Source organism: Aeromonas sp. 130281, assembly GCF_056642115.1.
The window spans coordinates 70,741-84,244 of the sequence record NZ_JBWVQS010000002.1; the positions used below are offsets into that span (position 1 = coordinate 70,741).

At 63.4% G+C, this 13,504-nt stretch carries 11 protein-coding genes; 4 read left to right on the forward strand and 7 right to left on the reverse strand.

All coding sequences use genetic code 11. The features are described 5' to 3' along the window. Window positions 1–8 precede the first annotated feature (8 nt). Window positions 9–2,894 carry an HD domain-containing phosphohydrolase gene (locus AC1IN8_RS07330; protein ID WP_479758499.1) on the reverse strand — a complete coding sequence of 962 codons (2,886 nt, stop codon included), beginning with the start codon at window positions 2,892–2,894 and terminating at the stop codon, window positions 9–11. A gap of 232 nt (window positions 2,895–3,126) precedes the next feature. Between AC1IN8_RS07330 and AC1IN8_RS07335 the strand changes: the two genes are divergently transcribed. Together AC1IN8_RS07335 and AC1IN8_RS07340 are read left to right on the forward strand one after the other, a co-directional pair. Further along, complete coding sequence (locus tag AC1IN8_RS07335) at window positions 3,127–4,116, forward strand: luciferase-like monooxygenase (RefSeq protein ID WP_265435992.1); 990 nt, start codon at window positions 3,127–3,129, stop codon at window positions 4,114–4,116. 170 nt (window positions 4,117–4,286) lie between these two features. Next, entirely contained in the window at window positions 4,287–4,772 is a 486-nt protein-coding gene (locus tag AC1IN8_RS07340) for a 2TM domain-containing protein (RefSeq protein ID WP_139435023.1), read from the forward strand. Between the two features lie 86 nt (window positions 4,773–4,858). Here AC1IN8_RS07340 and AC1IN8_RS07345 read toward each other — a convergent pair whose 3' ends face one another. Genes AC1IN8_RS07345 through lptD form a run of 6 tightly spaced genes read right to left on the reverse strand, consistent with a single transcriptional unit; the run spans window position 4,859 to window position 11,636 of the window. Continuing rightward, window positions 4,859–5,680 carry a symmetrical bis(5'-nucleosyl)-tetraphosphatase gene (locus tag AC1IN8_RS07345; protein ID WP_479758500.1) on the reverse strand — a complete coding sequence of 274 codons (822 nt, stop codon included), beginning with the start codon at window positions 5,678–5,680 and terminating at the stop codon, window positions 4,859–4,861. A gap of 6 nt (window positions 5,681–5,686) precedes the next feature. Then, window positions 5,687–6,049, reverse strand: a complete 363-nt coding sequence (apaG, locus tag AC1IN8_RS07350; RefSeq protein ID WP_202047092.1) for a Co2+/Mg2+ efflux protein ApaG — start codon at window positions 6,047–6,049, stop codon at window positions 5,687–5,689. Window positions 6,050–6,053: 4 nt separating this feature from the next. Then, the gene (gene rsmA, locus AC1IN8_RS07355; RefSeq protein WP_162519146.1) at window positions 6,054–6,881 is read right to left on the reverse strand and encodes a 16S rRNA (adenine(1518)-N(6)/adenine(1519)-N(6))-dimethyltransferase RsmA; all 828 of its coding nucleotides are present in this window, start codon (window positions 6,879–6,881) and stop codon (window positions 6,054–6,056) included. Beyond that, window positions 6,871–7,866 carry a 4-hydroxythreonine-4-phosphate dehydrogenase PdxA gene (gene pdxA, locus AC1IN8_RS07360; protein WP_479758502.1) on the reverse strand — a complete coding sequence of 332 codons (996 nt, stop codon included), beginning with the start codon at window positions 7,864–7,866 and terminating at the stop codon, window positions 6,871–6,873. Before pdxA ends, rsmA begins: the two co-directional genes overlap by 11 nt. A gap of 14 nt (window positions 7,867–7,880) precedes the next feature. Next, window positions 7,881–9,173 carry a peptidylprolyl isomerase SurA gene (gene surA / locus AC1IN8_RS07365; RefSeq protein WP_139435016.1) on the reverse strand — a complete coding sequence of 431 codons (1,293 nt, stop codon included), beginning with the start codon at window positions 9,171–9,173 and terminating at the stop codon, window positions 7,881–7,883. 30 nt (window positions 9,174–9,203) lie between these two features. Then, window positions 9,204–11,636, reverse strand: coding sequence for an LPS assembly protein LptD (lptD, locus tag AC1IN8_RS07370; RefSeq protein WP_247627189.1), 2,433 nt, complete (start codon window positions 11,634–11,636; stop codon window positions 9,204–9,206). Between the two features lie 174 nt (window positions 11,637–11,810). On the opposite strand from lptD, the gene AC1IN8_RS07375 reads away from it, so the two are divergent. Both AC1IN8_RS07375 and murU read left to right on the forward strand, forming a co-directional pair. After that, window positions 11,811–12,839, forward strand: a complete 1,029-nt coding sequence (locus AC1IN8_RS07375) for an aminoglycoside phosphotransferase family protein (protein ID WP_413834610.1) — start codon at window positions 11,811–11,813, stop codon at window positions 12,837–12,839. Further along, window positions 12,836–13,504 (forward strand): N-acetylmuramate alpha-1-phosphate uridylyltransferase MurU, encoded by a 669-nt coding sequence (gene murU / locus AC1IN8_RS07380; protein ID WP_413834608.1) that lies wholly within the window; start codon window positions 12,836–12,838, stop codon window positions 13,502–13,504. The genes AC1IN8_RS07375 and murU overlap by 4 nt, the downstream gene beginning before the upstream one ends.

Genomic DNA, 13,504 nt, shown 5'->3' on the forward strand with positions numbered 1-13,504 from the left:
AATCGCGGCTAGCGTGGCTCCGCCAGCAGGGCCTGGCAGGCCGCCTCGTCCAGCTGCTCGGGGGTGAGGAAGCGCAGGGCATAGTCCCGCCAGACGCCGCTGTCGAGGAAGAGGGAGAACAGGGCCGGGTCTATGTGCTGCTCCTGCACCATCCTCTGCATGATGGTCAGGGACTGGGAGACCGTCTTGCCCGACTTGTAGGGACGATCGCTCGCGGTCAGGGCCTCGAAGATGTCGGCGATGGCCATGATGCGGGCGGGAATGCTCATCTGCTCACCCAGCAGCTGGCGCGGGTAGCCGGTGCCGTCCATCCGCTCGTGATGGCCCCCTGCGATCTCCGGTACCTTGCGCAGGTGGCGGGGGAAGGGGAGTCGCTCCAGCATGCGGATGGTCTGGATGATGTGATCGTTGATCTTGTAGCGCTCCTCCTCGGTGAGGGTGCCACGGCCGATGGCGAGGTTGTAGCGCTCTCCCCGGTTGTAGAGATGGGTGGGCACCCGCACCTTGAAGCCCCAGGGATTGTGCCTGGCCAGGTTGTCGTGGGCGGGGCGGGGAATGAGGTGCACCGGCTTGTCGGCCAGCAGCGGCTCGCGGCATGGCAGCGGCACCGCCTCCCCGGGATGGCGCCTGAGCTCCTCCGGGCTGACGCCGAGGCGATCATCCAGGGTGCGCAGCCAGGTGCGGCTGGCGATGGCATCGAGCCGCGCCAGTTTTTCCGGTGCCATCCACTCGCCCCCCAGGTTGCACTCGGCGACGAAGGCGAACTCCTGATCCAGCATCTGCCAGGTCGGGGTCACGGCCTCGAGGGCTGCCTGCCGATCGGAGTCGGGCAGCCGGGCCGCCAGCGCCTCTATATGGGCGTCGCGCTTGAGCACCTCGAAACGGGTGCGGATCTCGTGGATCCTGTCGTAGATGGTCTCCAGCTTGGTGGCCTTGTCCACCACGAACTCAGGTGTGGTGACCTTGCCGCAGTCGTGCAGCCAGCTCGCGATATGGATGGCCTCCCACTCCTCGTCGCTGAGGGTGAAGTCGCCAAAGGGGCCCTGCTGCTGGGCGCAGGCCGCCTCCGTCAGCATGCGGGTCAGTTCGGGCACGCGCTGGCAGTGGCCTCCGGTGTAGGGGCTCTTGGCGTCGATGGCGCCGGCGATAAGCTCGATGAAGGCCTCCAGCAACTGCTTTTGCTCCTCCAGCAGGCGCTGATTCTCGATGGCGGAGGCTGACATGCCCGCCAGCGCCTCGATGAGGCTGATGCGTGACGCCAGCTCCCGTGGTGCGCAGTCCGGCAGGATCAGCAACAGGCAGCCGATCAACTCCTGGCGGTGATTGTAGAGGGGCTCGGCCAGCAGCTGGCGGGGGCCGGGGAAGGGGCCCCAGTCGGCGAGGTAGTGCGACCACTGCTCGGCGTTGAGGGGCAGGCTGAGCCGCTCGCTATGGTAGAGGCCGCCGAGCAGGGACTCCTGCCACTGCACCCGCTCACAATCCAGGGGCTGCCGTTGCCAGATGGCCTGAACCGCCTTCATCTGCCTGTCCTGGGCCAGATAGAGGCATCCGCCCTCCGCCTGGGCCGCCGCCACCGTCTCGTGCAGTATGCGGCTGAGCAGGGAATCGAAGCGGTGCTCGGCCGTCAGCGCCAGACCCATGCTCATGAAGTTGCCCAGGGTCAGCCGCATACTGGACATGGCCCGGGCGAGATCGTCTATTTCGCGGATCGCCGAGTCGGGCCGCTCGCTCTCGCCGAAGTCGAAGTGCTGGATCCGCTCGGCCTCTTGCGTCAGCGCCAGCAAGGGGGCGGCGGTGCGCCGTGCCACCAGCCAGATGACGGGCAGCAGCAGCAGCAGACCGGCACATGCCCAGGCCAGGTTGCGCAGGGCGTCGTGGCGGGCCGGTGCGGTGAGCGCGTCCGCCGGGACCAGCAGGGCCAGGTAGAAGGGGGAGTCCCCGTCGAGGGAGGAGAGGTTGACCAGCCAGTCACGGCCATTGCCATCGTCCAGCGTCAGCTCGGCCGGCTCGTGCAGCAGGGCGGGCCTGGAGGCCATCTCCTGTTGCAACCTGGCCAGTATGGGGTGCTTGAGCGCAGACAGCATGGGCAGGCGGCTCAGCTGTTCGAAGCTGGGCAGCCGCTCGGGATCCGTGGCCAGCAGGGTTCCGAATTCGTCGAACATCACCAGCTGGCAGTGGCTCGGCAGGGGCAGCTCGCCGATGAGGGAGGAGAGCCCCTCCACGCCGGCATCCAGCCCTATCACAGCCCGGCGATCGTCGCTCTCCACCGCCAGCGTCATGCCCGGCTCCTTGGTGGTGAAGAAGAGATAGGGGTGGGTCACTATGATGCCGGTGCCCCAGCGGGCCTCCTTGTACCAGCCGCGGTCGCGGGGATCGAACTGGTAGTCCGGCATGGGCCGCCGCTCCAGCAGCCGCAGGCGCTGGTTGAAATAGAGGAACTCTCCCCGGCCCTGGCTCAGGCTCTGCACCAGCAGGTGGCTCCCGGGAGGGGGGCTGTCCAGCAACCCCCTGGCCCGCTCGGTCAGCTTGCGCACCAGGAAGAAGTCGCCGTTCTCGTAACCGGCATAGATGGCGCCATAGCTGGCGCTGTTGGCCAGCACCTCGGCCAGCTGGGGCAGGTAGCCGAGGCGGGACTCCAGGCTGGTCATGGCGGCCAGCTGGCCACTGCGCAACAGGCTGAGCGACATGCGGGCCGGGCGCTGGTTCAGCTTGATGGCGAGCGCCAGCTGCTCCCTGTACTGCTGGAAGCTTTGCCGTTCGTGCTCCAGCCCCTGCTGCATGCCCTGTTGAAACTGCAGCATGATGAGGGCGCCCCCCAGCACGGAGAACAGCAGTATGAAGAGGGTGGCAATGTGCACGTAAAAGGGCTTGCTGCCGAGGCTTGCTTTTGTCATGGACCTGTCCTTGTCCTGCGGGCGTTCCCCGCGATGATCTGCTAACAGTGTGCTCGCAAGATGACAAAAAGCATAGGAGGCGGGGACCAGAACGGGGGCCGTTATCTTCTGGCGTTCCCCTTGCCGCGAGCTGCATGGCGCGGGTCCCGGCAGCCTGGTCAGGTGATTCATTCAGATATCTCGTGCTACATTGCTCCACTGGTGAATCGCCTGTGAATCAATGGAGTGTCCCATGTCTGCCATCCCCTATTCCGTCCTGGATCTGGTCCCCGTCCCCGAAGGAAGCCAGCCGGCCGAGTCGTTTCGTCATTCGCAGGATCTGGCCCGGCATGCCGAGCGCTGGGGCTACCACCGCTACTGGCTGGCGGAGCACCACAACATGCCGGGGATCGCCAGTGCCGCCACCGCGGTGCTCATCGGCCATCTGGCCGGTGCCACCAGCACTCTGCGGCTGGGGGCCGGCGGCATCATGCTGCCGAACCACTCCCCCCTGGTGATCGCCGAACAGTTTGGCACCCTCGCCTCTCTCTACCCGGATCGCATCGATCTCGGTCTTGGCCGTGCGCCCGGTACCGATCAGCGCACCATGCAGGCGCTGCGCCGCCAGCGCAGCGGCGAGGTGGATGACTTTCCTGCGGACGTGCGCGAGCTGATGGGTTACTTCGGTGACGAGGTGGGCGCCGTGCAGGCGGTGCCCGGTCAGGGGCTGCACGTGCCGATCTGGCTGCTGGGCTCCAGCCTCTACAGTGCCCAGCTGGCGGCCGCCATGGGGCTGCCGTTCGGTTTTGCCTCCCACTTTGCCCCTGGCCTGTTGTTGCAGGCACTCGAGATCTACCGTACCCAGTTCCGCCCTTCCGCGCGCTGGCCCAAGCCTTATGCGGTGGTCTGCATCAACATGATCGCCGCGGACACGACCCGGGAGGCCCGCTTCCTGTTCACCACGCTCCAGCAGCAGTTCCTGCGCCTCTACCGGGGGGATGCCGGCAAGCTGCCGCTGCCGGTGCAGAGCCTGGGAGAGGCGTGGTCACCCCGGGAGTTGATGGCGATGGAGCAGACCCTGGCCCGCTCCCTGGTGGGGGATCCGGATCAGGTGCGTCACGGCCTCAAGGCCTTGCTGGCCGAAACCGGGGCCGACGAGCTGATGTTCAACGGTCCCATCGTCGATCATCAGGCCAGACTGCGCTCCTTCGAGATCGCCGCCGAGCTGATGCGGAGCCTGTGACGGCCTGTGCGGGCACACCAGCTCGTGTGCCCGCACCGGGGTGAACCTCCCGTTCATATTTCAAGTCTTTGATTTGAAACGATAGTCAGGTTTATGTCGGCCCTCTGTCGTGTCACCTCTCGCCGTGCCGGCCCTATGCTGGCCCCGTCAATCACCACAAGGAGTCCAAGATGATCGTCAGGAAGTTGAGATTGCAGCGGGGTTGGTCCCAGGATCAGTTGGCGACCCTGACTGGCTTGAGTGTCCGCACCATACAGCGGATCGAGCAGGGCCAGCAGCCCGGACTGGAATCCCTCAAGGCCCTGGCCGCCGTCTTTGAGCTCGATGTGACTCAACTGCAGGAGAGCGAGATGAAAGGGAACGAGACCGACAGTCAGGGGACAGTGCATGTGGCCAGGGATGAGCGGGAGGCGATGAAGTTCGTCGAGGGGCTCAAGGGCTTCTACGGCCACCTCATCAGCTATGTGCTGGTGATAGGGGGGCTGTTTGTCATCAACTACCTGAGCAACCCGGACTATATCTGGGCCTGGTGGCCCATGCTGGGCTGGGGGCTGGGCCTGATGTCCCACGCCATCAACCTGTTCCAGCCATTCAAGCTGTTCGGGCCCGAATGGGAGCGGCGCCAGGTCGAGAAACGGCTGGGGCGCAAGCTGTAAGCCACAACCTCACCCCATAAAGCACGGGCCCGGCAATGCCGGGCCCGTTTTATATCAGCTCTTCCTGATGACTGCCTCACTGATGCTCACTTGGCATAGGCAGGGCAGGGGGTCGCTATCAGGGCATCGTCCTCGTAGCGCCAGAGGGTGAGGCTGTTGCCCCAGACGCAGCCGGTGTCCAGCCCCTTGATGTCATCTTTGCCGGTGGCTCCCATCAGGGCCGCCCAGTGGCCGAACACCAGTATGGGATCGTCCACATGGTGCTCGCGCTGCTCGAACCAGGGGCGCAGGCCGGGGGTGGACTCCGTGGGCCCCTTCTTGCACTTGAAGTCGAGCCGGCCATCGAAGTAGCAGAAGCGCATCCGGGTGAAGCTGTTGATGATGTAGCGGTAGCGCTCTATCCCCAGCAGATTTTCGTCCCAGCTATCGGGTTGATCGCCATACATGTTGTGCAGCAGCCAGCTGTACTGATCGCCGCGCAGCAGCGTCTCCACCTCGCGGGCGCAGCTGCGTGCCGTGTGGGCATCCCAGGCCGGAGATAGACCGGCATGGATCATCATGATGGGGAGATCCGGGTGCTCCGCCAGCAGTGGACGGTGGCGCAGCCACTCCAGCAGATCGTCCCGATCCGGGGCTTCCATCAGGGCCTGCAGCTTGTCTTTCTTCTTGAGGGGGGCGACCCCATGAGCCACCGCCAGCAGGTGCAGGTCGTGGTTGCCGAGCACGGTCACGGCGCGGTTTCCCAGTGACTTGACGAAGCGCAGGGTGTTGAGAGAGTCCGGCCCGCGGGCGACCAGATCGCCGCACAGCCAGAGGGTGTCGTTGTCGGGGTCGAATTCGGCAAGATCCAGCAGACGGCGCAGATCGTCGTAGCAGCCCTGGATATCACCGACGAAACAATTCGCCATGAAACCTCAGTTGATAATGTTGGGAACGGCCAGTGTGAAGGGGGCTATGGGGGCCTCAAACTGCTGCCCCGATTCGTCTTGCAGGGTGTAACTGCCTTCCATCACGCCGAAGGGGGTGGGGAGGGGAACGCCACTCTGATAGGTGAAGGTCTCGCCGGGGGCGATGAAGGGCTGCTCGCCCACGACCCCGGGACCTTCCACTTCCAGCATCTTGCCATTGGCATCCGTGATGAGCCAGCGCCGATGCAGCAGCTGCACCTTGCCCGGCCCCAGATTCTCTATCTCGATGAGATAGAGAAAATGGTAGGGATCCTCGGTGCCCGCCACATAGCTGGGGTGCGGGCGAACCACTATCCGGGGGGATGCCATGGGATCAGGCCTGCTGCTGATCGGCCAGCCAGTTGGCTATCATGACGAACTGCTCGAGGGAGAGGTTCTCCGGGCGCAGGTTGCCATCTATGCCAAGCTCGGTCAGCTGAGCGTCGGTGATGAAGTTGGAGAAGCTGTTGCGGATGGTCTTGCGACGCTGGCCGAAGCCCTCGGTGCAGACCCGGCTCAGGCAGCGGATGTCTTTCGCGACTATGGTCGGGTTCTTGTGCGGGATGAGGCGCACCACGGCCGAGTCGACCTTGGGGGCCGGTTTGAAGGCGCCGGGGCCCACTTCCAGCACTGGCACCACCTGGCAGTAGTACTGGGTCATCACGCTCAGGCGGCCATAGGCCTTGCTGCCGGGACCGGCGGCCAGACGCAGTACCACTTCCTTTTGCAGCATGAAGTGCATGTCCTCCACCCGGTCGGCGAACTCGCACAGGTGGAAGATGAGCGGGGTGGAGATGTTGTAGGGCAGGTTGCCGAAGATGCGCAGGGGCGGTTTGCCTTCTCCCATCAGGGTGCCGAAGTCGAAGCGCATGGCATCGGCCTCGATCACCGTCAGCTTCTCCTTGAGGGTCGGGTGCTCGCGCAGGCGAGCCGCCAGATCCCGGTCAAGCTCGACCACCGTCATCTTGTCCATCTGGGAGGCGACCGGTTCGGTCAGTGCCGCCAGACCCGGGCCGATTTCCACCAGGTTCTGACCCGGCTGCGGATTGATGGCGGCGACGATCTGGTCGATCACATAACGGTCGTGCAAGAAGTTCTGACCGAAACGCTTACGGGCCGTGTGGCCCATGTGCACCTTGTTGCTCTGCACCTTACTGCTCATATCTTTTTTTCTCTACCATCTGGATGGCGTGGTTAATCGCGGTGACCAGGCTGCCCGAGTCTGCCAGGCCCTTGCCTGCCAGATCCAGCGCTGTGCCGTGATCCACCGAAGTACGGATGAAAGGAAGTCCGAGGGTGATGTTGACCGAGTTGCCAAAGCCCTTGTATTTGAGCACAGGCAGCCCCTGGTCGTGGTACATGGCGAGTACCGCATCCGCATCCTTGAGGTATTTCTCCTGGAACAGGGTGTCGGCCGGCAAGGGGCCGACCAGATCTATCCCCTCCTGGCGCAGACTGGCCAGGGCGGGTTCGATCACGTCGATCTCTTCACGGCCGAGATGGCCCCCTTCCCCGGCATGGGGGTTGAGGCCGCAGACGTAAATTCTGGGGTGGGCTATGCCGAACTTGCCCTTGAGATCCGCATCCAGGATGCGGATCACCTTGGCAAGGCGCTCCTGCGTGATGGCCATGGCCACGTAGGCGAGGGGAATGTGGGTGGTCGCCAGCGCCACCCGCAGCCCTTCGGTAGCCAGCAGCATCACCACGTCGGCGGTGTCTGACTGCTGGGCGAAGAATTCGGTGTGGCCGCTGAACGAGACGCCCGCCTGGTTGATGATCCCCTTGTGCACCGGACCAGTCACCACGGCGGCGAATTCGCCGCTCAGGTTGCCGTCGCAGGCGCGCTGCAGGGTGGCCAGCACATAGGCGCCATTGCCCTCGTCGAGCTCGCCCGGCACCACGGGGGCGCCGAGAGGGACGGGACAGACCGTCAGGGTGCCCGCCCGCTGACCCCTCACGGGGGCAGCGGCATCATAGGGTTGCAGCTCGATGGGCAGCCCCAGCAGGGCGGCGCGCTCGCGCAGCAGCGCCGGATCGGCGATCACCACCAATTGGTGCGGCCAGTCCCGCTGGGCTATCTGCAGCACCAGATCCGGACCTATGCCGGCGGGCTCACCCGGCGTGATGGCAAGACGATGGCTGTTCATCTGCTCGTCGCCCATTAATTGGGTTCGATCTGGATGTAGGCTTCGTCGCGCAGCTCATCCAGCCAGGCCTGGGACTCTTCGGTGAAGCGGCGGTTGAAGATGAGCTGATAGGCGCGCTGTTCCTGGGCCTTGCCGGTGGCATCCTGGCTGCGGCGATCTTCCAGCTGCACTATGTGCCAGCCGTGGCTGGTGCGGAAGGGCTCGCTGATCTGGCCCGGTTGCAGGCGGTTGACCATGTCGCGGAACTCCGGCACATAGACGTTGGGATCAGACCAGCCCAGCTCGCCACCCTGCACCGCAGAGCCCGGATCCTCGGAGTACTTCTCCGCCATGCTGGCAAAGCTCGCCTTGCCGCTCTTGATGTCGTGCAAGATGCCGTCCAGGGTCCCCTTGGCCTTCTCCTCGGAGAGGATGATGGAGGGCTTGATCAGGATGTGGCGGGCCTTCACCTCGGTCTGCATCACTTGCTGCTGACCCTTGGTGTCGAAGATCTTGATGATGTGCAGACCGGCGCCGGAGCGCAGCGGGCCGACGATATCGCCCTTGCCGGCGCCCTGTACCGCCTCGGACATCAGGGTCGGCATCTCCTGCGGGCTCATCCAGCCCCAGTCACCCCCTTCCAGGGCCTTGGGGCCGTTACTCTCGGCGATGGCCAGCTTGCGGAAGTCCGCCCCTTCCTTCAGTGCAGCCAGGATGCGCTCTATCTTGGCCTTGGCGGCGTTGAGCTGCTCGGCATTGGGGTTGTCAGGCAGGGCAACCTGGATGTGGCCGACATGGTATTCGGTCTGTTGCTGACCCTGTTTGCTCAGGGCCTCGACCACTTGCTTCACCTCCTGCTCGGAGATGTTGATGCGGCGGCGAACCTGGCTGCGGCGTACCTCGTTCATCAGGATCTCGCGGCGCACCTCTTCCCGGTACTGGGCATAGGTCAGCCCTTCCCGTTCGAGCTGGGCACGCAGCTGCTCCAGGTTCATCTTGTTGTCGGCGGCTATGCTCTGGATGGCTTGCTCCAGCTGGGTATCACTGATCTTGAGCCCCTGGCGATCCGCCAGCTGCAGTTGCAGGCTCTCCTGGATCAGACGATCCAGCGCCTGCTTGCGAAGGGTGACGTCATCGGGCAGGGATTGGCCGCTCTCCTGCGCAGAAGCCTTCACCTTCTGTACCAGGGCTTCCTGCTGACTGGCCAGCACCACGTCCTTGTTGACCACGGCAAGCACCTTGTCCACCAGCTCGGGCGCGGCGAGGGCGCCCTGGCTCATGACTCCAAACAGGCCTGCGGTCAGCAGGGAAATCAACGTCTTCTTCATATCCATCTCTCAAGGCGTTTGCCAGACCCGTTATTGGTCTCGCAGGTTAAACGGACGAATGTAAGGCAGTGCTTCGGTGTCAAGGGAGGTGCCCTTGGAGCCGGTACCCACGCTACCCAATCCTTTCATTTCAAATTGAATGCCGAGGCTGCGCTCGGACGTCGGGGCCAGGTTCACGTTGTCCGGCGTATTGACCCACTCCAGGTTGAAGTTGATGCTCCAGCAGCAGGAGTCATATTTCAGACCCACCTTACGGTCAACTTTGACGTTCTGATCGAGCTCCTGATAGTAGCCGCCATAGAGGTGCCACTGATCGTTGAGCGGTGTGGTCAACAGCAGGCCGATCTGGTTGAGATCCGTCACCTCGCCCTTGCGATCCAGGTCGTAGTTGGCGTCCCGCACGAAGCGGTGGCTCAACTGGCTGATCAGCTTCTCGTGGCGGTACTCCAGGGCGCTGTTGGAGGAGCTTATCTGACGCTGCTCCAGATCATATTGTGCCCCGGCATGGGCATACCACTGCTCGTTGATCTTGGCGTCACCCTCGAACGAGAGCGGGGAGCGGGTATTGGTGCTCAGCTCGTCGCTGGAGTAGAGCTTGACCCTGGGCGCCACGAAGTCGAAGGCTTGGGCAACGGCCAGCCTAATTCGTTCATCCCCGGCCGGATCATAGATACGGGTGGTGACGCCGACCGAGAGCCGGTTGGAGTCGCTGATCCGATCCAGGCCGGCGAAACGGCGGTCGCTGAACAGGCTGTAGTAGTCCTGACGCATGGTGGTGGAGTCGTAGACCCCGATGTTGTCCTGATCCTTGTAGGGCACATAGAGGTACTGGAACTCGGGCTCCAGGGTCTGGCTGGCCCCTTCGCCGAACCACTGCTGATCGCGCTCGAAGGTCATGCCGCCCTTGAGGCGAAACGAAGGCAGCACCCGGGTGATGATGCCCTCTTCCAGAGTGACATCCCCCCCACCCTGAGGAGTGAATCGGTTGGTGAAGGTGCTGCTCATGTCATCCGGCACCGTCTGATCGTAACGGGTGTACATCAGCTTGTACTGGCTGTCGAGGAAGTAGCCGGCTTCGTCGATGAGCGGTATGGTCAGGGTGGGCGCCGTGTAGACCCGGGTGCCGGTATAGGCCTCCCCCTGGTTCTGCTGGACGGCCTGGTCATTGTTGTAGCCGAAGTTGGTCAGCTCTGTGTTCCAGGCCAGATCGTACCAGCTGCCCTGGTGGTAGTAGTTGTGATCGATGCGCGGCATCAGCTCGTGGGGCTGCTGGGCGCTGGCCAGCAGGATCTGGTAGGTGCGCACCTCGGCATTGAGGTTCCAGCTCTGCTGGAAGTAGCCGGCAGTGAGGGACTGCTGCAGCTGGTTGTCGACCTGGGTCCCCACCTTGGGGGAGAAGTCGTTGAAGTAGTTGTAGTCCCGATCCCGCACCTTGGTGTAGTCCACCGACACCCGCAGGGCGTTGTCCATGAACATGGAGGTGTGGCGGGCGTTCAGCAGGTAGCGATGCCCGTCGGACAGGTAATCGTTGAGGCTGTCCGTCTCGTCGTACTGTTTGTCATCCGCCAGGTTTTCGAAATAGAGGCTGCCCACGTGGGCCGGGTCCGGCATGTAGCGGAACTCGACCTGCTCCATCAGGCCCCGTCTGTCCATGAAGCGGGAGGTGATGGTGGCATCGTAGTTCGGCGCTATGTTCCAGTAGAACGGCTGGGTGATGTCCATGCCGTTCTTGGAGCTTTGGGTATAGCCAGGGTAGAGCAGGCCCGTCTTGCGCTCATCCTTGATGGGGAAGTTGATATAGGGGAAATAGAAGACCGGATAGTCATAGAGCCAGAGGCTGGCGTTCCAGGCTTCCCCGAACACCTCGGACTGATCGATGTCGATGCTGCCGGCCTTCAGGGTCCAGGCCTCCTGACCCGGTGGGCAGGTGGTGTACTGGGCCCCCTCCAGGGTGATGTTCTGGTTGTTGTTGGTCATGGTGACTTTTTCGGCGAAGCCGCGCACCGGTGAACCATGCACCTGATACTTGCCCTCTTCCAGCTCGGAGTTCTTGGTGTCCAGGTTGGATTTGAGGGTCTTGTCGCTGGTGACAGTAATCTGGCCATCGTTGTAATAGATGTTGCCGATGGCGATGACATCCCGGCTCTTCTGATCGAGCTGGGCGTAGTCGGAGTCAAATTTGCGCACGCCCTGACGCACCTTGACGTCACCTTCATAGACTGCGGTCCCGCCCTGCTTGGCCTCAAGGCGATCGGCATCCACTTCGACGGGCTGGGCATTGGCGTCCTGATCCGCGCTGGGTTTCTCGACCTTGGGGACATAGTCATAGCAGAGGCTGTTGAGGATCCCGGTGGCCGGTGGCGCATTGAGGGGCGCCGCCTGCACCGTGAACGGACTCAGGGCAGGAACAAGGCTGATGGTCAGGGCGATGGGATAAGAAGACCCCAGTGTCCATTTTGTCATGTGAAGGGCTCGCGCAATCCGTAGTAAAAACGGTTGATTCAGGGCATGCATTTTATGTCAGGATCCATCGAGTTGACATTGCATGTCATTGCTTTATGTTAGCCGGCAATGATAAAGCATTATTGCGGCCAGGGCTAACAGCCAAGTGCTGCTTTCCAATTTGGTTCCCGACTCATGCACGATCGCGCTTCCCTGCTATTGCAATGGGCACGCCGGATTACCGGTGATGCCAACCTCTCGTTGACGCTTATTTCCGGTGACGCCAGTTTCCGCCGCTACTTCCGTGGTGGTGGCCTGGTGTGGGTGGATGCTAATCCGAAAACCGAAAAAAATCATGAATTCGTTCGCAATGCCGCCGCCCTGCACGGCGTTGGGCTACTGGCCCCCGAGGTGAAGGGGGTCGACTATGAGCAGGGGCTGCTGGCGGTCAGTGACCTTGGCGATACCCAGCTTATCGGCTGCCTGAACGATGACAACGTGCTGGCCTGGTATGGCAAGGCCATAGGACTGCTGCCTCGGCTCGGCTCGGTGGCGCTCGAGCTCGAGCCCTTCGACGAGGCCTTCATGGCCCGCGAGAACGCCATCTTCCCCGAGTGGTTGCTGGGTCATCACCTGCATCTGAGTCTCGGCGAGACCGAACAGCAACTGCTGGACGAGATGTTCGCCTGCCTCACGCAGAACAACCTGGCCCAGCCCCAGGGGGTGATGCACAGAGACTTCCACAGCCGCAACCTGATGGTGTGCGGCGGCGATACGCCGGACGGCAGCCGGCTTGCCGTCATCGACTTCCAAGACATGGTCATCGGGCCGCTGAGCTACGATCTGGTCTCCCTGCTGAAAGACTGTTACGTGCGCTGGCCCGATGAGGTGATCGAGCAGGGCATGAGCCATGGCTTTGAGACCCTGAGCCGGGCAGGCCTGCTCGACGGGCTCGATTATGCCAGCTTCCGTCGTCACGCCGACCTGACCGGCATGCAGCGTCATCTGAAGGCGGCCGGTCTCTTCACCCGTCTCTATCACAGGGATGGCAAGTCCGGCTACCTCAAGGACATCCCCCGCACCCTGGGCTATGTGGTGGACGTGTGCCGCCAGCATGGGGCCGAGCATCCGGTGCTGGCCCGCTTCGGCGACTGGTTGCAGCGGATCGTGCTGCCGGGCCTGGCCCGGGCGGCAGAGGCACGGCGTGCCGGGGAGCCGTCATGAAGGCGATGATCCTGGCCGCCGGTCGTGGCGAGCGGATGCGCCCGCTCACCGACCTGCTGCCCAAGCCGCTGCTGGCGGTGGGGGGCAAGCCCCTCATCGTCCACCACATCGAGAAGCTCAAGGCGGCCGGGGTGACCCGGCTGGTCATCAACCACGCCTGGCTCGGTCACAAGCTGGTGGAGGCCCTCGGCGATGGCCGCCAGTTCGGGGTCGAGATCCTGTGGTCGGCGGAGGAGAGTGCCCTCGAGACCGCGGGCGGCATAGTGCAGGCATTGCCACTGCTGGGGGCTGAGCCCTTCTTGGTGATCAACGGCGATACCTGGATTGACGGGGATTATGGTGCTCTGGTGAACCAGTCGCTGGGAGAGGACCTGGCCCATCTCTGGCTGGTACCCAATCCGCCCCAGCACCCTCAAGGGGATTTCTCCCTGCAAGACGGCCGGGTGCTGGACGCGCCAGCCCTCACCTTCAGCGGGGTCGGCCTCTATCACCCGGCGGCCTTTGTCCCCCTGCCTTGCGGTGCCCGCAAGCTGGCACCCCTGCTGCGCGACTGGATGGCACAAGGCCGGGTCGGTGGCACTCTGCTGGCCGGCGAGTGGCGAGACATAGGCACAGTCGATCGGCTGCGGGAGCTGGATGGCCAGCTGCTTGCCGGCACTCATTAA